This is a genomic window from Oceanospirillum beijerinckii DSM 7166 (assembly GCF_000422425.1).
GTDB lineage: Bacteria > Pseudomonadota > Gammaproteobacteria > Pseudomonadales > Halomonadaceae > Oceanospirillum > Oceanospirillum beijerinckii.
In genome coordinates this window covers 15,617-39,287 of record NZ_AULT01000035.1, presented here as the reverse complement: position 1 = coordinate 39,287, position 23,671 = coordinate 15,617, and the positions used below count along the sequence as shown (strand labels likewise).

Here is a 23,671-nt window from a genome sequence, read left to right as displayed (position 1 = left end):
TATAGATAAGTGGCATATAACGCCATGTTAACGGCAGAAGCTAAGCTTTAGATTTAGAAATATCACGATTCCAGCTGCTCACTGACCGACCTCGGCCTGATTCTCCAATAGCTGTGCCAGCTTATTCATCGCCATGGGCTCGTGATAGACAAAACCCTGAATAAAATCACACCCCATCTGCTTTAACATTTCCAGGCTATCTGCGTCTTCCACTCCTTCGGCCACAACCTTCATCCCCATCTGGTGAGCCAAGTCCGCCATAGATCGAATCATGCCGCTATCCTGAGGACTGCGGCAAACATCCTTAATAAAGCTACGATCAAATTTCAGCTCAGTCACCGGATATTGGCGCAAATCATTGAGCGAGGCATAACCGATACCAAAATCATCCACAATCACAGAAACACCAATCTCTGATAACTGTTTCAGCACACTGGCCGTCGCATTGAGATCATTAATAATCAGGCGCTCGGTCACTTCCAACTCCAGATACTTCGCCGGGAAACCGGTTTCAAGTAGAATATTTTCCACCTGAGAGACAAAGTCCGCTTGGGCAAACTGTTTCGGTGAGATATTCACCGCCACACGCACATAACCGATACCACCTAGCGCCTGTACGGCCTGCTGACAGGCCTCCCGTATAGCCCATTCACCCAGGCTATGAATAATTCCCGTCTCCTCCGCCAGCGGAATAAACAGATCAGGCATCAACTTACCTCGTACCGGATGCTGCCAACGCAGCAGAGCTTCTGCGCTAACAATACGCTCGCTTTGAGCATCATATAGCGGCTGAAAAATCACCTGCATCTGGTCTTTATTGAGCGCATCTCTCAGATCCTGCTCCAGCTGAATTTTCTCGTAAGCGACAACCTCCATCTCGCTGTTATAAAGAGCAAAACTGCTCTTACTTTGGTTTTTCACATAGTACATGGCCGAGTCTGCCTGATGCACCAGAGTCTCCTGATTATTGGCCAACTCAGGATAGATACTGATACCCACACTGGCGCCGATATAGATCAACTTATCCTTCACCATGATCGGCTGCATCAACTGATCCACAATAGACTGAGCGACCTCTTGTAACTGAGCCTGACTATAACCCGGTAGAATCAGCGCAAATTCATCACCGCCCAAACGCGCCACGGTATCGGTAATACGAATCAGCGACTTCATAATCACGGCAACCTGTTTTAATAGCAGGTCACCGTACTCATGACCAAAGGAATCGTTCACCGGCTTAAAACCATCCAGATCCACATAAAGTAGTGCCACCTGAGCCTCACTGGATTGACTCTCGTTGGCTTGCGCTTGCAGCAACGCCTGGGACAGGCGATCCCAGAACAGGCGACGATTGGGCAGCTCGGTCAGGGCATCATAATTGGCCTGACGATGAATCAGCTGCTCTGCTTCTTTACGTTGGGTTATATCACTGAACACACCGACAAAGCGCTCAATCAAGCCCAGTTCATTATGAATAGTCACAATGGACAACCACTCGGCGTAAACCTCGCCGTTTTTACGCCGATTCCAGATCTCTCCCTGCCAACAGCCTTTCATCAATAGCTGTGTCCACATCTCACGATAAAACCCTCGATCTTGTTTACCTGAACTGAGTACACTGGGGTTTTGCCCGACCACCTCTTCAGGCTCAAAACCGGTAATACGGCTAAATGCCGGATTCACCTGTTCAATCACATTGTGCTTGCTTGAGATAACAATGGCATCATTGGAAGTTTCAAACACCTTGGCATACAGCTGAAGGTTTTTCTCAGCTTCTTTGATCTGTGAGATATCATGCAGTGAGATTACCCAATGACTGGCCTCATTAATCACCAACTCAGTCACTGAAAGAGTCAGTATCACCTGATGGCCTGAGGGCAGAACCACCACTTTTTCGATACTGGTTAAGCGCTTCTGCTGGTTTAGAACCTGGCGCTCCGATGCTGTTAGCAACATAGCACCATCTTCGGTCCGACAATTAAAAATCGAACCCTCCACATAAGCTTGTTCAGGGAAGAAGTATTCAGCCGCAGCGTTGATAAAACGGATATTAAACCGATGATCGGTCACAATAACACCATGGAGAACGGTATCCAGCACCTCCTGCAGATAAGCTCGGGAAACGGTAATCGAACCTAGCCTGTCCATCATCTCATTGAAATGCCCCGCCAATTGCGCCACTTCGTCATGAGACTCGATATCAATGCGGTAAGAGAAATCCCCTGCTTGGGCAAAACGAATCGCTTCCAATAGATGGTTCAGCGGTTTGCGTACCTGAAGGGCTGTTTGAAAGGCCAGCAGTCCCGCAATAATAATCCCCAGCGGGATCAACACATACTCGATACGTTTATTATTACGGCTTACCGCCTGTACGTGTGTCATAGACAGTTCATGTTTTTTCACCAACTGCTTATGGAGCTGATTCAGCAACAGCTGAAGATCCTGCTGCGCCTGCTGATACTGGCTGAGCTTAATATGAAAGCGGTCGAAGTTCGCCAGCATGTGATGATAGAGAGTACGCACCTCTCCCACACCATACCCCATTTCGGAATAATTCAGTGTAAATGCCAGCTCATCACGGGCCCTTATACTCTCGACTCGCTGAGCCAGATTTTGCTCCAGTAGCTCCAGTTCATCCTTGTTATACCAGGCATTACGATGCAGGGGAGACGCAATATAGAGACTTAACCGCAACAGGTCATTTTGTAGCAGTAACAGTTCTGGCTGATGACTTTGGTCCGGTGATTTCAGTAATGAGAGCAGGATATCAACATTGCCTTCCAGCTGCCGCTGCTGCTTCAACATCTCCTGATACTGATTGACCAAAACTAATGCCAGTACAGATGTCTCATCAAACTGTTGCTCCAGCTGCTCGCTGGGCAGACCTGATAGTTCAAGATGACCGGATAGCAAAGCCAGTTCATTCTGGTTTTTATTAAACAACTCAATCGCTGCTAATAGACTCCCTTGAGGAGAATCCACTACAGGACTAAGGCTTTTAACCACAGCACTATTCAGTTCAGAAAACGCGCTGATCATGCCTTCTGAGGCGGATAAGGCAGGCTGATACAGATTGACCAATTGTTCTGTATAACGACGTTTCTGGTACTCCTGAGAAAACAGCAGACCACCGATCACCATCAAGATGGTAAAAATCGCTGCCAAGCCCAAATAGAGTTTATGTTGCAGTTTCATTATCCAATTCCGATCTACGGTCATTCATCCAATGAATAAAAACTGCGTCCCTGGCCATTTTTTATTGTCCTTCCAGTCTAGATGGCTCTTTTTTTGGGTTTACCGACCTGTATCAATAAAGCTGTAAAAAGACCTTTTTCATATAATTCCCATGAGAAAAAATGATAATCGCGACACAAAAAGCCTTCTTCGTATACTATTTTTTACACCCAACACCACACCACACCTTAATACTTAAGGCAGATGAGCAGTGTCATTAATTCGTTACAAACAACCCGCCTTACAACACATACCTGCTACGGAAATCTGTCTTATGCCAAGGCTAAATCACGGTACTATCGATAGTTTAGCCCCGATTATGTTAGGAAAGGGATTAATCACGGCCTCCTTGTCTATGTTTATTCGGGTTACATAGTTTTATGTCACTGCACCTCTCGGAGCGACACATGTTTGAGAATGTAAAAGCTATTCCAGGCGATGCCCTGTTAGCGTTGATGGTTGCCTTTAAGAATGACCCTAACCCTAATAAGATTGACCTAGGAGTAGGTGTATACAAGAACGATTCAGGTCAAACACCGATTCTGAATGTCGTTAAAGAAGCAGAAGCCTATCTGTTAGAACATGAACAAAGCAAAGGCTATATTGGTGCCACCGGAGCCCCGGAGCTGGCTCCTTTACTGCAAGGTTTGATGCTGGGTAACGAGCACCCAATTATTCAACAAGGCCGTATCGCCACAGCTCAAACCCCAGGCGGCACCGGAGCGTTGCGTGTGGCCGGTGACTTGATCAATGCGGTTAGTCCCGATGCTAAGATCTGGGTCAGTGATCCGACCTGGTCTAACCACTTTCATGTCTTTGCCGGTGCAGGTGTCGAAGTGCGCACCTACCCATATTACGACTCAGATCATAATGCACTGGCCATTGACGCTATGCTGGACAGCATCCGTCAGATCCCTGCAGGTGATGTCATTTTGCTACATGCCAGCTGCCATAACCCGACAGGCATTGACCCAACACAAGCGCAGTGGAAACTAATCAGTCAGGCTGTGGCCGAACAAGGTCTTGTGCCTTTAATCGACTGTGCTTACCAAGGCTTCGGTGAGGGTTTAGAGGAGGATGTGCGCGGTATGAAAATGCTGCTGGACCTCTGTCCTGAAGCACTGATCACTACATCCTGCTCCAAAAACTTTGGCCTGTATAACGAACGTATCGGAGCCTTAAGTTTGGTTACCGAAAGTGCGGAGCATTGTCAGCGCGCTTTTTCTCAAGTAGCGAACTGTATCCGCGCAAATTACTCCAACCCGCCAGCTCATGGTGCCGCCATTGTAACCACCATTTTGTCTGATCAAGGTCTACGCCAACAATGGGAAACAGAGCTGGCCGAAATGCGTGACCGTATTCGCCGTATGCGTAGCGAACTGGTCGGTAGCCTGCAAAGCCTGAACTGCAATCGGGACTTCTCATTTATTGAGCAGCAAAAAGGCATGTTCTCCTACTCTGGCCTGAGTAAAGATGAGGTCTTGTATCTGCGTGAGCACTACGGCATTTACGCCGTTGAGTCCGGCCGTATCAATGTCGCCGGTATTAATGATCGTAATCTTGAGCTACTGAGTGAAGCGATCAATAAAGCCATTCAGCAATAAAATCACAGGCTTTCATCCCGCAGATTCTATACAAGAGCACGCGGCTTGAAGCATAGATCGCCTTAAAAAGGTTAGAAAAATGCGCCACTAAAGAGTATCTCTGGCGGCGCATTTTTATTGTACGAGAGATGAGAATATCACTCCACTCAAAGAGAACAGTGATTTAACCCACCTCCATAATCTGCTCTTTGCAATCAGAAAATTCAGGCAACACGCCGACTTGCTGACTCTTGGCAACAAAGTCTTCAAACTCAGATCTGGCCATAGGCCTTGCAAACAGATACCCCTGGCCCTGATCACAACCCTGCTCCCGTAGCTGTTCAAAGTGACGGAAGGTTTCAATGCCTTCGGCTATAACAGGAATATTCAGGTTGCGTCCCAGCTGCAATGTTGCGGCAATCACTGCACCTTCATCATCCGGTGCCATATCACGAACAAACTCCTGCGCCAGCTTGAGACGCTTAATCGGTAATTTATGAAGATAACGCAACGAAGAATAGCCAGTTCCAAAATCATCAATGGAGAAGTTAACACCCAGTTTGTTCAGGCTACGCATCGCCTGCTCTGCCACGGAGATATCCTTCATCAACACCGTTTCAGTAATCTCCAGCTCGATACAGTGAGCCGGTAGCTCCAGTTCCTGCAGCACCTGATAGACCCGCTCAACAAACTGAGGCTCCAGCAACTGCAGTGATGATACGTTGATACCGATCTGCTGGAACGCAACCCCCTGTTCCAACCAACGCTTGGCCTGAGTACAGGCTTGATACAATACCCAGTCACCCAGCTGATGAATCAGGCCGCGCTCTTCGGCCAGAGGAATAAACTGCCCAGGAGAGATAAACCCACGCTCGGGGTGCTTCCAACGTAACAGGGCTTCACAGCCAATAAGCCTTTCCTCCTTCAGGTGTACCTGAGGTTGGAAAACCAGAAATAATTCGCCTCTGTCCTGAGCCTGTTCCAGATCATTGGCCAGCGCTGTGGCCTCTATCATCTTCTGACTCATCTCTGGGCTATGGAAGCGGTATTGGCCTCGCTGCTGGCGTTTGACTTCAAACAGAGCGATATCTGCCTGTTCCATCACCGTATCCAAATGTATTGGAGCCTGTTGGCACAAACTGATACCGATACTGGCAGTCGTTCTGATATCGTGACCATCTAACTTCAGTGGCCGTGCCACCATAAGAAGAATCTCATCGGCCCAGCGCTCAACCTGAGCCCCTTCGATGGTACCCTCCATCAGAATGGCAAATTCGTCGCCACCCAGACGACCAATAAAGTTGGACGGAGGCAATAGATCGCGCAATTGCTGCGCCACATGATTAAGCAACAAGTCACCAATGCGATGACCCAGGCTATCATTAATCACCTTAAAGTGATCCAGGTCGATAAACAGAACGGCAAAACCCTGGCCTGTTGTATTCAGCTTATTGACTGCACCTTGCAGGGTAATCTTAAAGCGCTCACGGTTTGGAATACCGGTAAGATTATCGAAATAAGCCAGACGTCTGACCTCTTCATCCGCCCGTTTAGTACGAGTGATATCCATAATAGAGCCACATAGGCGCACCGGGCTATCATTACTGCCCCATTGTGCTTGTCCCCGCATACGCAGCCAAACCCATTCATTCCGGCTGTTTTTCATACGGTATTCTACGTCCAGAGGCACCTTTTGCTGCAGGTGCTGATCAACACCACTTTGCACCAGACTGATATCCATTGGATGCACTTTATTCAGCCAGGGTTCAAGACCGTTTTGTACCAGCCCCTGTTCACTGTTTCCCGGGGCTGACAGGATCTCCTGCACCCGCGGAGCCAGATAGAGCTGATTACTGCACAGATCCCAATCCCAGATACCATCGTTCGTACCACGAATTGCAAGCTCAAAACGCTCTTCACTGGCCTTAAGGGCAGCCTCCGAACGCAAGCGGCTATCAACCTCAAGACGTAAACGCCGAATCCAGTATGCTGCCGATAGCAGCAGACCAATCAGGAAAACAAGTGCGATTATAATGGCATAGCGAGTGACCAGCTCAGGATCAATCCCCTCATCTTTTTCCGGATAGAGCCAGAGTCGATGAATATCATCCTTCTCTTTATCACTAAAGCTGTACAGCGCTTTTTCTAATATTTGATTCAGCACGGGCCAATCATTACGACTGGCAAAACGTACCGCATAGCTATAGTGGGCATCACCCACAACCTCAACATTGCTGATACCTTCACTTTTGATATGCATCCAGGCACTGGCAACCACAGAGATTGCCGCATCCGCATTGCCTGATGACAGCGCTACAATTACATCACGAGAGCTTTTCAACTCCACCAGATTGATCGCCGGAAATTGAGCTTTCAAATACTCGGCAACAGCAGTACCGCGAATTACAGCAACGCTTTTACCCGCTAACTGATCCAGACCCTGGTATTCCGGGGAGGTCTTACGAACAAAAATTTTGTTAGACAAAAAAGTATAGGGTTGGGTGAAATCCAGGTATTTCAGACGCTCCGGGGTTTCAGACGCAGCAAATACGATATCAACCTCTTTATCACGCGCGGCCTGCAACATAGCACTGTAAGAGGGGAAAAACTTCGGCTCAAAAGTGATATTCAGCTTCTTTTCGATCAGATAAAGAAAATCCATGGCCACACCACGGTAGCGACCAGCTTCATCTTTGATCATGGTATGGGGCGGCACATAACTGACACCCAGGCGTATGGTGCTTTGATGGTTTTGCAACCACTGCTTTTCTGCTGCGGTCAGCTCAACCGCTGGGGATTTGGCCAATGCACTGGCACTGAGACATAACAGCATAGCCATCAAAGCAGCCAGCTGACAGACTGTCCTATGTACAATCACTTTCCTTCTTTGTCCCTTAACGCCCAGATTAAAACTCATTCAGTGACACAACCCTTGTAAACTGACAGCCTTTTGCACCTTAAAATTGCACCTATAAAAGGCACAGCGCATAGTACCGCTCTAGCTTCGGGTAATAAAGTATTTAAAAACCAGCATTCTTTCTCATTCGCACTTTCTCAAGTCACGAACGTTATATTATTGATATATGTCAAGTTGATCGAGATTTGTCCAGTTCAACATTGCCTTTATCCATTAAACAAAGACTCTGGTCGCTTATCAAATTCCAAGGTTCATAAGCTACTTTACCGCGACCAGAATGCTTATCACAAAGCATTAGCATTACGTTTAGTTACGCCTGTTAGCAAAGCGCTACACTTTTGCAGAACAAAGACTCTAGCGCGCTACACTTTTTATAATGTACATTAAACCCATCTTTTAAACCGCCTTCGGAGCTAAGAAGATGGATCTTGAAGTTTTTCGTCAGATAGTGCATTTAAATGAAAAAATATCGGACAACAATGATCGCTTGGTCGCTGAGTTTCAGAGTGTTGTCAGCCGTCTCGAGGCAGGCCGGGAGAATATGATGCGCAACGCCAATAAGCTCAAAAGCTTAAAACGCCATAGAAGTCAGTAAGATACGAAGAAAAAGTACCAAGAAGAAAGAAAATATCACAAGATTACTCAAGCAGAGCAGTCTTGTGATACCGCTTATTGAATTAGGTACTTACCAGTCGCTCGTGACTCTTACTTTAGCCAGCCTTATATGGGCGCTAATCCGATACCAAGCGTGATTCAATCACAGAAATAAGCCGTGCACTATCCTTGTAGTCAATTGGTAACGCTAACCATTGCATCCCCTTCTTCAAGATTAATGTAGGAAACCCCTGCACCCCCAAACGCTGTACAAAGTCTACTTCGTCTTCCAAAGTACTGCTATCCCTTAGCACTTGCATACGCTCAGTAAAACCCTGTTCTGATAAACCGATTTGTCGGGCACAACTTTGTAGTGTGGGCAGATCAGATGGATTTTGCGCCTGCTGATAATACGCCTGTTGAATCGCACCGAGCATCTTCCCTGCCAGCTCATCGGACTGTTCCCGAGCAACCATCACCGCTCGACAGGCAGGATAGGTCGAACGCCTGGGCTGACATTCACGCCAAAAATCGTGGTTAAACTGAGTGCCTGTGCTCTGCTCAATATTACGCCAGATGCCCTGAATATACTGCTGCTGACTCTCAGGCATGGGCTCATCACTATCAGGGGCCAAACCACCGAGCAGCAGAGAATGTTCCAATTCAGGAAAACGGGCTTTCACCGCTTGATAGATAGGACTAAAGGCCCAGCACCAACTGCACATGGGGTCCAGTACATAGATCAGCGCCGTTTTTTCACGGGTTAACACTTGATTAAAATAACTCGACATACTTCCTCTTGCATTCAGTAATCACCTGACTATGATGCAGTCACATCTCTAAGGGTAGTTCTATGAACCTAATTTTACTGTTTGATTCAGATTTTATTACCGAAAAACAGGTTCGCCTGACTGACAGACGCCTGGAACATATCTTAACGGTTCACCGGGCACAGGAAGGCGATTTTCTAACTGTCGGTCAGGTCAATGGTCTCTGTGGTCGCGGCCAATTAATCCGCTTGAATCATCAAGAAGCAGTTCTGGAAGTTGAACTGAATCAACAGCCCCCTGCTGCTCTGCCTCTAACCTTGATTCTGGCACTACCCAGGCCCCGTATGCTGGGACGTACGCTGCAACATATCAGCACCCTGGGTGTAAAGAAGCTGGTTCTGCTACACACCAAGCGGGTGGAAAAAAGCTATTGGATGTCACCGATGCTGGCAGAAGATAAAATCCAGGAACAACTGATCCTCGGCTTGGAACAAGCCAAAGATACGGTGATGCCGGAAGTCATTCTGGAGAAGCAGTTTAAACCCTTTGTTGAAGACCGTTTACCGGCACTCTGCCAAGGTACTTTAGGGTTGGTGGCCCACCCACGCGTGCCCGATGCCTGTCCAAGGGGAATCGAACAGGATACCACGCTGGCTATTGGCCCTGAAGGCGGTTTTATTCCCTATGAGATTGAAAAGCTAACAGAAGCTGGCCTGAAACCTGTCCATATGGGCGAGCGCATTATGCGGGTTGAAACAGCCGTCACAGCTTTACTGGCGCGTTTATTCTAAAGCGCTATATCTGTGTTGAGTCTTTAAGCATTAGCCATTGGGCGGCAAAGTAGAATAAACCGGCTCAGAGTAAGACCAAAAATACTCTGAGCCAGCAGAAACCTGTGCCATCTTGGATCAGTTTAGCTTTGCCACTAACAGATCAATCATCATCTGAATATGATCATCACGGGCATTCAGTGCCGGAATATAGCTCAGGGTTTTGCCTCCAGCTTCGATAAACAGGTCATGATTTTCCACCTGAATCTCTTCAAGTGTCTCCAGGCAATCTGCAGCAAATGCAGGACAGATCACATCCACCTGTTCTATCTCCTTACCCCACTGTTGCAAAGTGATATCGGTGTAAGGTTTGAGCCACTCTTCCTTACCAAAACGGGACTGGAAACTACAGATCCACTGTTCATCACTTAACTCCAATTCAGCTGCCAGTGCCTGTGCAGTCTGGCGGCAATGCTCAGGGTAAGGGTCACCGTTATCCGCATAACGTTGCGGAATACCATGGAAAGACATTAGCAACCGCTCACCTTTGCCATATTCCTGCCAATGCTCGCGCACCGACTGGGCCAAAGCAGAGATATAACCCGGTGAACGGTAGTAGTCGCGAATAAAGGTCAGCGCCGGAAATTCAGGACGCTTGCCAATCACCCGCGCCAACTGATCAAACACAGCACCAGTCGTGGTCGCAGAGTATTGAGGATAGAGCGGGAGCACAATCACTTCTTCAACGCCTTGGGCCATCAAAGCATCCAGCCCCTTAGCCATCGACGGATTCCCGTAGGTCATCGCCAGTTCAACGGGCAGATCATAACCCTGGCGAGCCAATTTATCCTGTAGCGCCTGTTGTTGCTGGCGGCTGATCACCATGAGCGGTGAACCCTCTTCCGTCCAAACGCTGGCATAGGCATGAGCCACTTTTTTAGGCCGGGTGTTGAGAATAATGCCATGAAGGATAGGGCACCATAACCAACGTGTCAGATCAACTACACGACGGTCATGTAAAAATTCTGCCAGATAACGTTTTACTGCTGCCGGTGTTGGGGCATCGGGAGTACCCAGATTCACCAGCAGAATACCCTGTACGGGTTGAGAAGTGCTCTGTTCGGACATCGTTATTCCTAATTGATCCAGCCAAAAATCCGGGCTGCTACATCCCTAAACCATTATTTTATAGGCTTTGTCTGCTCTCTGGTGACCAGTGCTGTCAACTTATTAGATTGAGTAAACAATCTTAGGTAAAACACTGCTTCCTACGCCGAGAAGCTTGGGTTTAAACAAAGCACAATGTTTAGAGGCATCATGATAACGTGTCGTACGAGAGATAAAAGCGTTTAGATCAATCGCTTATGCAAAACGGGCTGGCCAGGATGACTGAAAGCCTGGCTGGGCCAGGGTTGAAAAACCAGACAGGATACGGCGAGCTTTAACCTGCTTGATTCCAGCCTGTTGCAGCAGATTACGCGCCGCTTCTTCATCACGAAATACCATGGGTTTACCGTTTAGCGCGCGCAGCTGTTGCTTATCATCCCCATGTTCGATCTCTACTGTAAAGTAAACACCATCGTGATGAGACTGGATATGGATGGATGGATGTGATTCAGCTTTCAACAAGCTGTGCAGTTCGGTCATTTTCATTGCTTTGTCCTTCGACTTATCTTCTATTTATTTATCTATTTCATCTTTTATAACGCCCTAAAAAGACAGGTACGAGACAAGCCTATGACAATTCAATGAATCAACTGATCAACCCCTATGCAGTCTGCTCTTCCTGAAAAAGATTTACAATAGAGCCGGCCAAACGGGCCACCAGACTATTTCCCTTGGCATGCTTCGCTTCATGTTTAATCTGAGTCAGCTGACTGGCCACTTCTTTCGCTGAACCAAAGTTAGCAGATTCAGAATCAATTGCCGCGACGGAGATACTCATCAGGCCAAAGAAGCGCTTCTCACCAAAACGATCTTCTGCCCAGATACCACCGTCCGCCACATGATCGGTACTGTAATACTCCATACGCACCTGACTAAACTCGTTTAGAGCACTCTGCACATAACTTTGCCACTCATTACTGCGAAAAATCACTACAAAGTCATCGCCACCCACATGCCCAACAAAATCCATGCTTCCATCGCAGTGTTTCTGAAGCAGACGAGCTACCGTCAAGAGGATCTCATCCCCTTTAGCATAACCATACTGATCGTTATAAGGCTTAAAGTTATCCAGATCAAAGTAACAGGTAACAAAGCTGGAACGTGAGATTATCAGCTGATCAATCTGTTCCTGAATCAGCATATTACCAGGCAAGCCTGTGAGCGGATTGGAGTTCTGTGCACTTTTCAGCTGCATCTCGGTGATCTTTTTTAACAGATCAATCACCTGACCTATACCGCAGTAGTAGCCATTTTCAGTAACAATAAAATCTTCTTCCAAACAATTACGACTACGCTGGGTCACTTGCTGGCTGACCTTCTCTAAACGCATATGACGCTCAACCGCCATAAACTCGGAGTCCATAATCTGACTCACTGGTTTTTTGCTGTAAAGGTCGCGACCAAACGCTTTGCTCAGCTTCTGTAGTAGTCGAGTGCGCTTAATCATCCCCACGGGTATCCCACCCGAAACCACAGGCAGAGAAAACCAGTGCTCATGCAGATCAAACAGCTCTGCCACATCTTCTACCAAGGTATCCGGTGTTACGGGCGGTATATCCAACATCAGACGACCAATCTGTCCATCATCCTTGTACATATCCCTACTTTCCTTGATCTGTTTCCAGACCACTTGAGCGGATTTACACACCTCTCGAATCGGCTGCGGATGTGGGCGGGCAAAATAATAACCCTGCAGATAGTCCACTCCTATCTCCGATAGAGCCTCAAATTCCTGGCGCGTTTCAATGCCCTCGGCAACCACTTGGCTATTCACCGCTCGGGCAATCTCTACAATAGAGCGCACAAAGTCTCGTTTGACCTTATCGCTCTCAATACCCGAGACAAAGTGGCGATCAATCTTAACGTATTCAGGTTTTAGCTCAGACCACAAACGCAAGCTGGAATAACCTGCACCGAGATCATCAATCGCAATAGAGAAGCCCGCCCCCTGATAATATTCAACAGCGGCACGCATCAGATCATAATCATGGGTTGGAGAGTGCTCAGTGATCTCTATAACCACCTGCTCTGGTTTAAGGCCATAAGTATTTAGCAGATCGAGCGTCAGGCCACTCTGGTGATCTGACTGCAACAGGGTCTCAGGCGAAACATTTAAGAACAGTTTCCCAGCCAGCTTCTGACGAGTGAAATTCTCAATCGCCCGCCCTCGGCATACTCCCTCCAAAGCAAACAGCTGATGCTGACGTTTTGCCTCCTCAAACAGGTGGATAGGGCTGCAATACAGACTATCGGCGGGTCCACGACTCAGCGCCTCATAAGCGTAAATAGACTGGCCCCGTGCACCAATAATCGGCTGGAACAGTGTATTGATTTTCTGTTCTTCAATGATCCTTAGCAGATCAATGGACTGTGGCATATAGTGCAACCCCTGACGTAACTGAAGCGAATTCCCACGCACACTGTGACTTATTACACCAAGCAAAAATGACAGAATTGCTACAAGGATAAAATTTGACCAAATAGTCTAGTTTATACGTCAACAATTGGCTGAATTTAGGCCAATAGTCTTAAAAAGATAGGTTACAGAGAAAATATAATAACGAGAGAGAAGTAGATCTACGGATAGGGTGAAGCAAAAAGGCAGCTCAAAAGCTGCCTTTTATTAAAACTAATCAGCAGGCCTAAGGCCTGACAGATTAAGCTTTATATGGATCACGCAGAACAATTGTTTCTTCACGATCCGGGCCTGTCGATACGATATCGATTGGCGCGCCTACCTGTTTCTCCAGGAAGATGATGTAGTCGCGAGCTGCCTGTGGCAACTCTTCCAGGGTTTTAGCACCCACGGTAGATTCAGTCCAGCCTGGCAGCTCAACGTATACCGGCTCAACCGCACCAAAAGCAGAGGCATCAACTGGCAGCTCAACCTGGCTACCATCTTCCAGTTTGTAGTGAGTACAAACCTTAATGGTTTCCAGACCATCCAGTACGTCCAGCTTAGTCAGACAGATACCGGAGATAGAGTTTACTTGCACAGAGTAACGCAGCGCTACGGCATCAAACCAACCACAGCGACGGGCACGACCAGTAGTGGTGCCAAACTCATGGCCTTTCTCTGCCAGATGCTTACCACAATCGTCAAACAGTTCCGTTGGGAAAGGACCAGAGCCCACACGAGTTGTATAAGCCTTAGTGATACCCAGAATGTAATCCAGATACAATGGACCAAAACCAGAACCTGTCGCCGTACCACCCGCGGTAGTATTAGAACTGGTAACATATGGGTAGGTGCCGTGATCAATATCCAGCAGAGAGCCCTGTGCACCTTCAAACATGATATGATCGCCATTTTTGCGATACTCATGCAGCAGGCTGGTCGCGTCACACACCATAGGACGCAGCTCTTCCGCCATCTTCAGCGCTTCTTCCAGCACCTCATCAGCGTTTACAGGTTCTTCTTTATAGTAACTTTCCAGCATGAAGTTGTGATACGCAACCACTTCACGCAGTTTTGGCTCAAACAATTCCGGGTTCATCATATCGCCCAGACGCAGACCACGACGCGCTACTTTATCTTCGTAGGCAGGACCGATACCACGGCCGGTCGTACCGATCTTATCAGCACCACGAGCCACTTCACGGGCCTGATCCAGACGCACATGGTACGGTAGAATCAGTGGACACGCAGAGCTCAGACGCAGGCGATCGCGTACTGGAACATTACGGTCTTCCAGCATACGGATCTCTTTTAACAGAGCATCCGGAGCCAGCACCACACCATTACCAATGATACAGGTAACATTTTCACGCAGGATGCCTGAAGGAATCAGGTGCAAAGCGGTTTTTTCACCGTTAACCACCAGAGTATGGCCTGCATTGTGACCACCTTGGAAACGTACCACCGCAGCAGCCGACTCTGTTAACAGATCAACTACCTTACCTTTACCTTCATCACCCCACTGGGTGCCCAGTACTACGACGTTTTTACCCATTACTGCCTTCTCATTCACTCGAACTCAGGCTGTTGCCAGCCTTGTCCAAAAGGACGGTTTTAAAAGATTTGGTTAATTGGTTCTACAACCCACTGGCCATCGTCTTTTCTGACCAGTTCACTGTCACACCCCATCTCGGAGGCGTTAATATCCTGCCCCGGCATCGCATACACTACGCGAGTACCTTCACTGCGTAGCGCACGCACTGTACACAGCAACTCCTCGTCATCACTGAAACCGGCCGGTGCCATAACACCATTGTTCAGGTCATTATCCCGCAACAATTTCGCCAATGTTTTCAGATCCGCACTAAAACCGGTTGCTGGCCGGGCACGACCAAATACTTTTCCGGCTTCATCGTAACGGCCGCCCTGGGCAACAGGGTGACCATAACCTGGGATATACGCAGCAAATACCATACCTGTGTGGTAGTTATAGCCGCGTAACTCCGACAGGTCGAAGTTAATCTCAACATTAGGATACTGACTTTGGATCAGTTTGGCGGTTTGCTCAACGCTATCCAGCGCTTCTTTAACCGAAGTCGGTGCATCTGCCAGCTCAATTTGAGCCTGAGCCAAGACTTCAAAACCACCATTCAGACGTGCCAGACGAGAGATCATACCTCGCACAGAGGCGTTCGCAACATCCCTTGCGACTATTTGATCAATATCCCCGTAAGCTTTTTGCAGAATGGCATTAAATAACTGCTTCTCTTGATCTGCTTCAAGGCCCGCTTCACTGATCAGAGCGCGGTATATACCCACATGCCCAAGATCCAGGTAGATCTTCTCCGCACCGGCCGTCCCCAGGGCCGCAATCATCAACCCCAGAATTTCGCTATCACTTTCCACTCCGGCGTGACCAAATAGCTCAGCACCGACCTGCATCGGACTACGGGAACCTAGCATATTGTTGGACTTGGTGCGCAATACATTCGCACAGTAACAGAAACGGGCCGGCCCCTGACGCCGCATAGAATGAGCATCCATACGTGCCACCTGAGGTGTAATATCTGCCGCAACCCCCATCAGACGACCGGTTAACTGGTCAGTGATTTTAAAGGTCTGCAGATCCAGATCGTTGCCACTGCCCGTCAGCAGGGACTCCAGATATTCTGCTGGTGGTGGAAATACCAGGTCATAACCCCAGCAATGAAACAGATCCAATAGCTCACGACGTAAGCTTTCAATCTGTCTCGCCTGAGGGGGTAACACCTCTTCCATACCATCTGGAAGTAACCAACGATCTGCAATGGTCATAATCTTGCCTGTTCTATCTTACTGTCATAATCCATAACGGGGCTTAAAAATAGTGGGACCAAAGTCATTAGGACTGTTTGTTTCGTGCTTATCAGTCGCGTAATAAGCCCCTACCGTCAGATTCACCGACTCAATGTAATCCTAGTCAAAAAAGATGACTTTTTGGTAACCCCGCGCCTCAACACGCCGACTAATACAACAAGGTACAGTACGGATCCGGGCTAAAAAGTAACGCACACAAAAAAACCGGGGCGAACCCGGTTTGATCTATTCTACCACGATTATGCTGATCGACCATGGTTTCTATAGGCTTTTATCCGATTTATTACCCACAAAACGCAAAAGGCACCGACAAGCGGTGCCTTTATCCAACCCATTTACAGGATTACTTTGCCGGAGAGGCCTGCTTCAAGTAATTGAAGAAGTCACTGTCTGGCTCAATAACCATGATATCATCGCGGTTATTAAAGGTGTTTCTATAAGCTTCCAGACTACGCACAAAGGAGTAGAACTCAGGGTCCTGAGTATAAGCCTGGGCGTAAGTCGAAGCAGCAGTTGCATCCCCTTCACCTCGGATACGCTCGGATTCACGGAATGCTTCAGCCAGAATAATCTGTCTCTGGCGATCCGCATCAGCGCGAATACCCTCGGCCAGCTCTTTACCCTGTGAACGATGTTCACGGGCTTCACGCTGACGTTCGGTGTTCATACGCTCATAGACCGCATGGCTTACTTCAGGTGGCAGATCGATACGCTTCACACGGATATCACGAATCTCGATACCCAGTTCAGCTTTCGTGATCGTATTCAGCTTCGAGGTCAGTTCAGTCATGATCTCATCACGCTCACCGGAAACCACTTCATACATGGTACGTTCACCAAACTGGTTACGCAGACCTTCATCAACACGAGGGGCTAACAAGCGGGATGCAACCAGCTCATCACCGGAAGTCGCTTCGTAGTATGCCTGTACATTGGCAATACGCCATTTGATAAAGGAGTCTACGATTACCGCTTTTTTCTCTAACGTCAGATAACGCTGAGGGCGCGCATCCATCGTCAGTACACGGGCATCGAACTTGCGGATAGTGTTCAGCACAGGAATCTTAAAGTGCAGACCTGGCTGAATATCTGATTCAACAATCTGACCGAACCTCAGCTTAATCGCACGCTCTGTTTCATCAACGATATACAGGCTATTACTAGCGACCAAAGCCAGAACAGCGATCAAGATCAACGCAGAAAACGACTTAGATTGCATTATCGGCCCTCCCGGCGGCTAGTAGTGGGGTTTTGTTGCTGTTGCTGACGCTCACGCAGACGTTCCAGTACACGGTCAGCCAGAGCATCTACTTCAGAATCAGTCGTCATACTGCTCGAAGAGTTGAAACGGCTGTCACTAGTCGTCGCACGGTTAGCGCCAGACGCAGAGCCGGATTGATTCAGACGATCCAGAGGCAGGTACATCATGTTATTACCTCCTTCTACATCAACCAGAACCTTACTTGACTTAGACATCACCTCTTCCATGGTCTGCAGATACAAACGCTCACGGGTCACTTCAGGTGCCTTTTCATACTCAGTCAACAGCTTCAGGAAACGGTCTGCCTCACCCTCTGCACGAGCAATGATCTCCTCCTTATAACCGTTAGCCTCTTCGATCATACGCTGAGCCTTACCACGCGCCTCAGGGATCGCACCGTTAGAGTAGGCTTCAGCCTGGTTTTTCACCCGCTGCTCATCCTCACGGGCTTTAATTACGTCATCAAACGCGGCCTGTACCTCATCTGGAGCCGCAGTGCTCTCCACGTTCACAGAACGTACTTCCAGACCGACACCATAGCGATCCAGATATTGCTGCAGACGGGCACGGACACGTTGTGCCAGCGCTTCACGACCTTCTGTCAGAATATCCGTCATTTCGGAAGAACCCACCTCATGGCGCAGCGCCGACTCAGTGGCATTCTCCAGACTCTGCTCTGGGTTACGTACATTCAGCAGGAAGTCTCTTGGATTACTGACACGGTACTGTACCGACAGATTCACCTGTACGATGTTCTCATCTTCGGTCAGCATCAGTGCGCGACGGCTCATGGAACGCACTTTCGTCACATTCACGGTACTGACGCTATCGATCATTGACGGGTTCCAGTTCAAACCCGCACCGACAGTCTCATAATACTCACCAAAACGCAGTACCACAGCACGCTCAGACTGATCGACACGGTAGAAACCGGAAACCGCCCAAATAGACGCACCGATCACTAACAGGATACCCAGCAGACCGAAACTGGCTGCACCGGAGTTACCTCCGCCACCGCCACCGCCGCCACCTGCGCCGCCGCCTTTTTTACCACCAAAAATACCACTGAGGCGGTCATTAAACTTTTTCAGCGCTTCGTCCAAATCTGGCGGCCCCTGATCACCCCGACCACCGTTATTACCGCTGCCCCAAGGGTCTCGGTTATTATCTTTATTGCCACCCGGCTCATTCCAAGCCATACCTATCTCCACTTTCCGAGAAAAACTGATCAACAGCTTCCGTTAAAGTTATGAATCGTTCAGTGCTTTACGTAAATAATGCCGTTAAAGATGAAGCGAAAACTAAAAATGGCGTGCTTCAAAAATATCAAGACGTTATATAAGTCTTAGGAAACTTCCAGATCTGAATCAAGCATAAAATCTTCAATGCCGTAATTTGGGAAATAGCGTTTAGGATCAACACCTACCTTACACAGCATTTGGATAAAGTCGGCTTTCGGAATTCTGACATCCAATACAAACCGCCCCTGCTCATCAATTGCTTCAGATAAAATGGCTTCCTGCTGATACAAAAGAGCTCTCAATCGCCCCTCTGAAGGAGCCAGAACCAGCTGTTCCTTAAACAAGTCATCACACAACCGCTCCCCTATCGCCTGTAACAACAGATCCAGGCCTTCACCATTGACCGCAGAAAGCCAAACTCGTTCCGGAACCCCTTGATCATCCCGATCGATGCGAGCCTCATAACCCTCTAAACAGTCAATTTTGTTATACACCAGAAGACGGGGAACATCGTCAGCACCTATCTCTTCCAGTACATAATTCACCTGTTCGACGTTTTCGTCACGGGATTCATCCGCAGCATCAATCACATGCACCAACAAGGTCGCCTCACTGGCTTCCTGCAGGGTCGCACGGAACGCTTCAACTAACTTGTGCGGCAGGTGACGAATAAAGCCTACAGTATCGGCCATCACCACAGGACCAGAATCCGGCATGGTGATCCGGCGCAACGTCGGATCCAGCGTCGCAAACAGCTGATCCGCAGCATAAACATCAGACTCAGTCAGCGCATTGAACAGCGTCGACTTGCCGGCATTGGTATATCCAACCAAAGAGACGGAAGGAATCTCCGCGCGACGACGGGCACGACGATTCTGTTCCCGCTGTTTGCGCACTTTTTCCAAACGTTTATGAATGGTTTTAATCCGTTCGCGCAATAAGCGGCGGTCGGTTTCCAACTGGGTTTCACCAGGACCACGCAGGCCTATACCACCCTTCTGACGCTCAAGGTGAGTCCAGCCACGTATCAGCCGGGTCGTCATATACTCCAGCTGAGCCAGCTCAACCTGCAGCTTACCTTCGTGGGTACGTGCACGCTGGGCAAAAATATCCAGAATCAGCCCCGTACGGCCTAATACCCGACATTGCAATGCCTGCTCAACGTTGCGCTCCTGGGAGGGGGACAGAGAGTGATTAAACAACACCACTTCCGCTTCATGTTCAACAACCGCCTGCCGGATCTCCTCCAGCTTGCCGTCGCCAACAAAGAATTTGGGGCTGGGATGTGACCGGCTACCTTCAATCAAGGCAACCGGGTCAGCACCTGCTGAACGCACCAGCTCCAGAAACTCTCCGGGATCTTCCCGGTCCTTCTCATCCGGAAAATGAATATGGACAAGAACAGCTACTTCACCTGAATCGGGACGTTCGAAAAACAAGTATTACTCCGAAGATTATTCAGTTCCCACGCCTTCGCCTTTTTCCTGTGCAGGCAGACGAACGTTACGGGAAGGTACTACTGTGGAAATGGCGTGTTTGTACACCATTTGACTAACCGTGTTACGTAACAAAATTACGAACTGGTCAAAAGACTCAATCTGGCCTTGTAGCTTAATACCGTTTACCAAAAAAATGGATACTGGCACACGCTCTTTACGAAGGATGTTCAGATAAGGGTCTTGTAATGATTGCCCTTTTGACATACCGCTCTCCCTTGTTTTCTTTATTAGATTATTAGATTTAATTTTTATGGTGATAAAAGTTAAATATCACCGCGATCTGACTATGCGGCGTTTTTTATCATACCAGTTTAAATAAGACTTGACTCTACTTTTTTCAACACCTGTGCGCTTAAATCCGGCGATTCTGTCAGCAACCAGTGCAGATCTGGCCAGCTTCTTAACCAGGTAATCTGACGCTTAGCCAACTGCCGGGTTGCCACGATTCCTTTGTGCACCATGGTGTCATAATCGTAAGCACCATCCAGATATTCCCACACCTGACGATAGCCGACTGAACGCATGGATGGCAGGCTCAAATCCAGATCGCCTCTGGCTCTCAGCTGTTCCACCTCATTTATAAAACCTTGTTCTAACATTAGCTGGTACCGCAGCGCAATACGTTCGTGCAGATCTTTTCGCTCTGCGGGGTTCACCGCCAGTGACAACACTCGAAATGGAAAGTGATCTCTGTGCTGCTTCTGCTCCTGCCAGTGTTGCGTCAGGCTTTTACCGGTAATTTGAAACACTTCCAGCGCCCGCTGCAACCTTTGAGGGTCATTAGGGTGAATTCGTTCCGCAGAAACAGGATCTATTTCCTGTAAACGTTTATGCAGTGCTGCCAAGCCGTCTTTTTCTGCCCAGGCATCCAGCTCAGCACGGACTTCCGGGTCAGCAGACGGCAGATCCGCAACACCATCATACAAGCGCTTGTAGTACATCATGGTGCCACCGGTAAGCAGAGGAATTTTGCCCGTTTGATGAATCTCAGCCATCTCTCTTAAGGCATCATCGCGAAACTGAGCGGCGGAATAGGATTCACAGGGATCACAGATATCGATCAGGCGATGGGGTGCCCGTGCCAGGGTTTCCGCATCCGGTTTTGCCGTACCGATATCCATGCCCCGGTAGATCAGCGCAGAGTCGACGCTGATAATATCGCAGTTCAGCTGCTCGACCAGATCAACCGCTAAGGCCGTTTTACCGGACGCAGTTGGTCCCATTAAAAAAATCGCCAGGGGCTTATCATGGTCAGTAGGCATTACAGCAGGTTCAGATGACATCATGTTCTCTCAAAATACACGCTCCTGTGAGCGCTTAAAAATACGGACTCAAAATACGCCGTCTATTGACCACGCAAAAAAAGTTTATCCAGTTCATTCATGCTGAGATAAGTCCAGGTCGGGCGTCCATGGTTACACTGACCGCTACGCTCGGTGCGCTCCATATCTCTTAACAAGGCGTTCATCTCGGTAATGGTCAGCTTGCGGTTAGCCCGTACCGAACCATGGCAAGCCACCGTCGCCAGAATCTCATTAATATGGGCCTGAATCCGATCACTGGTGCCGTACTTCATCAGATCAGACAGCATATCCAGAATCAATGGTTCAACATCAGAATCCATCAACAAAACAGGCAACTGACGCACGACCAGAGTTTCCGGTCCCATCACATTCAGCTCTATGCCTAACTGACTGAACAGCTCCTGATGCTCTTCCGCACAATCCGTTTCTTTGCGACTTACCGCCAGACTTAATGGCACCAACATCGGCTGAGCTTTCAGGTTCTCTTCCTGGAAAGACTGCTTTAGACGCTCATAAGTAATGCGCTCATGGGCCGCATGCATATCCACCAGCACCAGCCCGTCACGGGTTTCCGACAATATATAGATGCCATGCAACTGGGCGATGGCAAAACCCAGCGGCGGTATATCCTCTTCACCTTCTTTTTGCGGCAGATCCGCCAGGGATTTTGCCTGCTGATTCAGCTGCTGATAACCGGCCATATAGTCTTTGACCTGACCGCGGTTTAACGATGGGCCTTGAGCAGAAGCTTGATTGGATGCACCTTGGCCAAAACCATAACCACTATTACTGCCACTATGGCCCGTAGAGTTTGCTGAACCAACGGGGGAGTCAGACCACGGTGGCGTATCGTTACGCTCGGCCAAGCCTGTACTCGCCGCATTGCCCTGATTGGAAAACGCAGGGCCATTGGAAGACGATATATTTATTGAAGAAGAACCAGACGATAAACCACCCAACCCAGATGTCTCAAAAGGGATTCGATTCTGCGTTGTTAAACTATTATCAAGCTGAGCCCCTAGCCCTGAGTGATCCATATTTGTCGGCGCAACCGCTTCAGACGCATCCGGGCGCACCTCTGCCAATACCCGATGCAAGGTACGGAAGAGGAAATCGTGCACCAGACGACCATCTCTAAAACGCACCTCATGTTTGGTCGGGTGCACATTCACATCCACAACCGCCGGGTCCAACCCCAGATAAAGTACAAACACCGGATGACGGCCATGGAACAATACATCGCGATAGGCCTGACGAATAGCATGGGCCACCAGCTTATCGCGCACAACACGCTGATTGACAAAAAAGTACTGCTGATCCGCCTGACCGCGGGAATAGGTTGGCAATCCGACCCACCCCCATAAACGCAGCCCAGTGGCTTCCACATCCACAAACAGCGACTGATCCATCAGCTTACGACCCAACAAAGAGGCCAAACGCTTTTCTTGCTCCAACTGACTGGAACCGGCTGGCAGGTTATAGACAGGTTTCTGGTTATGGCGCAGAGTTAAAGCAATATCGGGACGACTGAGCGCCAGGCGTCTAAACGTCTCCTCGATATGATTAAACTCTGTTTTCTCCGTGCGCATAAACTTACGCCGCGCCGGAGTATTAAAAAACAGATCCTTGACCTGAACAGAGGTGCCTTTTGGATGGGGGGCCGGTGTTACCTGAGTCTGCATATCACGGCCTTCGGCGATCACACGCCAACCCTCGCCGTTATCTTCCGTACTGGATACCAGATCCAAACGTGCCACCGAGCTGATACTCGCCAACGCCTCACCACGAAAACCAAGACTGGCGACCCCTTCAAGATCATCAAGCGTCACAATTTTACTGGTAGCATGGCGACTCAGGGCCAGTGGAAGATCGTCCGGGGCAATACCCGAACCGTTATCCCGAATACGAATCAGCTTAGTACCGCCCTTTTCCACCTCAATATCGATACGGGTGGAACCGGCGTCAATGGCGTTTTCTACCAGCTCTTTAATGACAGAAGAAGGACGTTCAACCACCTCACCGGCGGCGATCTGGTTCGCCAACCGGGGGGTTAAAATATGGATTTTGCTCATGGCAC

General features: G+C 48.6%; 17 protein-coding genes. 3 read left to right on the top strand and 14 right to left on the bottom strand.

The annotated features are described in order from the left end of the window. Positions 1–78 precede the first annotated feature (78 nt). Positions 79–3,195, bottom strand: a complete 3,117-nt coding sequence (locus H579_RS27875) for a bifunctional diguanylate cyclase/phosphodiesterase (RefSeq protein ID WP_051227556.1) — start codon at positions 3,193–3,195, stop codon at positions 79–81. Positions 3,196–3,641: 446 nt separating this feature from the next. Here H579_RS27875 and H579_RS0111630 point away from each other — a divergent pair, with 446 nt between their 5' ends. Next, entirely contained in the window at positions 3,642–4,838 is a 1,197-nt protein-coding gene (locus H579_RS0111630) for an amino acid aminotransferase (protein WP_028300823.1), read from the top strand. A 163-nt stretch (positions 4,839–5,001) separates the two neighbouring features. On the opposite strand, the gene H579_RS27870 is transcribed toward H579_RS0111630, so the two are convergent. Then, complete coding sequence (locus H579_RS27870; protein WP_051227555.1) at positions 5,002–7,734, bottom strand: EAL domain-containing protein; 2,733 nt, start codon at positions 7,732–7,734, stop codon at positions 5,002–5,004. A 421-nt stretch (positions 7,735–8,155) separates the two neighbouring features. Between H579_RS27870 and H579_RS29120 the strand changes: the two genes are divergently transcribed. Further along, on the top strand, positions 8,156–8,329 hold the full coding sequence (locus tag H579_RS29120) for a hypothetical protein (RefSeq protein WP_157834608.1): 174 nt from the start codon (positions 8,156–8,158) through the stop codon (positions 8,327–8,329). 136 nt (positions 8,330–8,465) lie between these two features. Here the strand turns inward: H579_RS29120 and H579_RS0111615 are convergent, their stop codons facing one another. Next, positions 8,466–9,119, bottom strand: a complete 654-nt coding sequence (locus tag H579_RS0111615) for a DsbA family protein (protein ID WP_036566143.1) — start codon at positions 9,117–9,119, stop codon at positions 8,466–8,468. Positions 9,120–9,181: 62 nt separating this feature from the next. On the opposite strand from H579_RS0111615, the gene H579_RS0111610 reads away from it, so the two are divergent. Continuing rightward, positions 9,182–9,889 carry a 16S rRNA (uracil(1498)-N(3))-methyltransferase gene (locus tag H579_RS0111610; RefSeq protein ID WP_028300821.1) on the top strand — a complete coding sequence of 236 codons (708 nt, stop codon included), beginning with the start codon at positions 9,182–9,184 and terminating at the stop codon, positions 9,887–9,889. A 117-nt stretch (positions 9,890–10,006) separates the two neighbouring features. Here H579_RS0111610 and hemH read toward each other — a convergent pair whose 3' ends face one another. The 11 genes from hemH to mutL form a co-directional block, all read right to left on the bottom strand. After that, complete coding sequence (gene hemH, locus H579_RS0111605; protein ID WP_028300820.1) at positions 10,007–10,996, bottom strand: ferrochelatase; 990 nt, start codon at positions 10,994–10,996, stop codon at positions 10,007–10,009. Between the two features lie 234 nt (positions 10,997–11,230). Next, positions 11,231–11,521 (bottom strand): DUF6482 family protein, encoded by a 291-nt coding sequence (locus H579_RS0111600; protein ID WP_028300819.1) that lies wholly within the window; start codon positions 11,519–11,521, stop codon positions 11,231–11,233. A gap of 115 nt (positions 11,522–11,636) precedes the next feature. Then, the gene (locus H579_RS25360) at positions 11,637–13,412 is read right to left on the bottom strand and encodes a GGDEF domain-containing protein (RefSeq protein WP_036566142.1); all 1,776 of its coding nucleotides are present in this window, start codon (positions 13,410–13,412) and stop codon (positions 11,637–11,639) included. A 280-nt stretch (positions 13,413–13,692) separates the two neighbouring features. Then, positions 13,693–14,988: an adenylosuccinate synthase gene (locus H579_RS0111590; protein WP_028300818.1), complete on the bottom strand. Its 1,296-nt coding sequence runs from the start codon at positions 14,986–14,988 to the stop codon at positions 13,693–13,695. A gap of 59 nt (positions 14,989–15,047) precedes the next feature. Beyond that, entirely contained in the window at positions 15,048–16,247 is a 1,200-nt protein-coding gene (locus H579_RS0111585) for an ATP phosphoribosyltransferase regulatory subunit (RefSeq protein ID WP_028300817.1), read from the bottom strand. A 385-nt stretch (positions 16,248–16,632) separates the two neighbouring features. Beyond that, positions 16,633–17,508, bottom strand: coding sequence for a protease modulator HflC (gene hflC, locus H579_RS0111580; RefSeq protein WP_028300816.1), 876 nt, complete (start codon positions 17,506–17,508; stop codon positions 16,633–16,635). Continuing rightward, a complete protein-coding gene (gene hflK, locus H579_RS0111575) occupies positions 17,508–18,749 on the bottom strand; it encodes an FtsH protease activity modulator HflK (protein ID WP_028300815.1) in 1,242 nt (413 codons plus the stop codon). The genes hflC and hflK overlap by 1 nt, the downstream gene beginning before the upstream one ends. Before the next feature lie 146 nt (positions 18,750–18,895). Next, on the bottom strand, positions 18,896–20,230 hold the full coding sequence (gene hflX, locus H579_RS25355) for a ribosome rescue GTPase HflX (RefSeq protein ID WP_051227554.1): 1,335 nt from the start codon (positions 20,228–20,230) through the stop codon (positions 18,896–18,898). A gap of 15 nt (positions 20,231–20,245) precedes the next feature. After that, a complete protein-coding gene (gene hfq / locus H579_RS0111565) occupies positions 20,246–20,494 on the bottom strand; it encodes an RNA chaperone Hfq (RefSeq protein WP_028300814.1) in 249 nt (82 codons plus the stop codon). A gap of 107 nt (positions 20,495–20,601) precedes the next feature. Next, positions 20,602–21,573 (bottom strand): tRNA (adenosine(37)-N6)-dimethylallyltransferase MiaA, encoded by a 972-nt coding sequence (miaA, locus tag H579_RS0111560; RefSeq protein WP_084624082.1) that lies wholly within the window; start codon positions 21,571–21,573, stop codon positions 20,602–20,604. A 62-nt stretch (positions 21,574–21,635) separates the two neighbouring features. Then, the gene (gene mutL / locus H579_RS0111555; RefSeq protein WP_028300812.1) at positions 21,636–23,666 is read right to left on the bottom strand and encodes a DNA mismatch repair endonuclease MutL; all 2,031 of its coding nucleotides are present in this window, start codon (positions 23,664–23,666) and stop codon (positions 21,636–21,638) included. Positions 23,667–23,671 lie beyond the last annotated feature (5 nt).

Coding starts and splice junctions, on each gene's coding strand:
- H579_RS27870 (WP_051227555.1), bottom strand. CDS start 7,734: ATGAGTTTTAATCTGGGCGTTAAGGGACAAAGAAGGAAAGTGATTGTA.
- H579_RS0111585 (WP_028300817.1), bottom strand. CDS start 16,247: ATGACCATTGCAGATCGTTGGTTACTTCCAGATGGTATGGAAGAGGTG.
- H579_RS0111590 (WP_028300818.1), bottom strand. CDS start 14,988: ATGGGTAAAAACGTCGTAGTACTGGGCACCCAGTGGGGTGATGAAGGT.
- H579_RS27875 (WP_051227556.1), bottom strand. CDS start 3,195: ATGAAACTGCAACATAAACTCTATTTGGGCTTGGCAGCGATTTTTACC.
- miaA (WP_084624082.1), bottom strand. CDS start 21,573: ATGTCATCTGAACCTGCTGTAATGCCTACTGACCATGATAAGCCCCTG.
- H579_RS0111615 (WP_036566143.1), bottom strand. CDS start 9,119: ATGTCGAGTTATTTTAATCAAGTGTTAACCCGTGAAAAAACGGCGCTG.
- H579_RS0111600 (WP_028300819.1), bottom strand. CDS start 11,521: ATGAAAATGACCGAACTGCACAGCTTGTTGAAAGCTGAATCACATCCA.
- mutL (WP_028300812.1), bottom strand. CDS start 23,666: ATGAGCAAAATCCATATTTTAACCCCCCGGTTGGCGAACCAGATCGCC.
- hflK (WP_028300815.1), bottom strand. CDS start 18,749: ATGGCTTGGAATGAGCCGGGTGGCAATAAAGATAATAACCGAGACCCT.
- hflC (WP_028300816.1), bottom strand. CDS start 17,508: ATGCAATCTAAGTCGTTTTCTGCGTTGATCTTGATCGCTGTTCTGGCT.
- H579_RS0111630 (WP_028300823.1), top strand. CDS start 3,642: ATGTTTGAGAATGTAAAAGCTATTCCAGGCGATGCCCTGTTAGCGTTG.
- H579_RS29120 (WP_157834608.1), top strand. CDS start 8,156: ATGGATCTTGAAGTTTTTCGTCAGATAGTGCATTTAAATGAAAAAATA.
- H579_RS0111610 (WP_028300821.1), top strand. CDS start 9,182: ATGAACCTAATTTTACTGTTTGATTCAGATTTTATTACCGAAAAACAG.
- H579_RS25360 (WP_036566142.1), bottom strand. CDS start 13,412: ATGCCACAGTCCATTGATCTGCTAAGGATCATTGAAGAACAGAAAATC.
- hemH (WP_028300820.1), bottom strand. CDS start 10,996: ATGTCCGAACAGAGCACTTCTCAACCCGTACAGGGTATTCTGCTGGTG.
- hfq (WP_028300814.1), bottom strand. CDS start 20,494: ATGTCAAAAGGGCAATCATTACAAGACCCTTATCTGAACATCCTTCGT.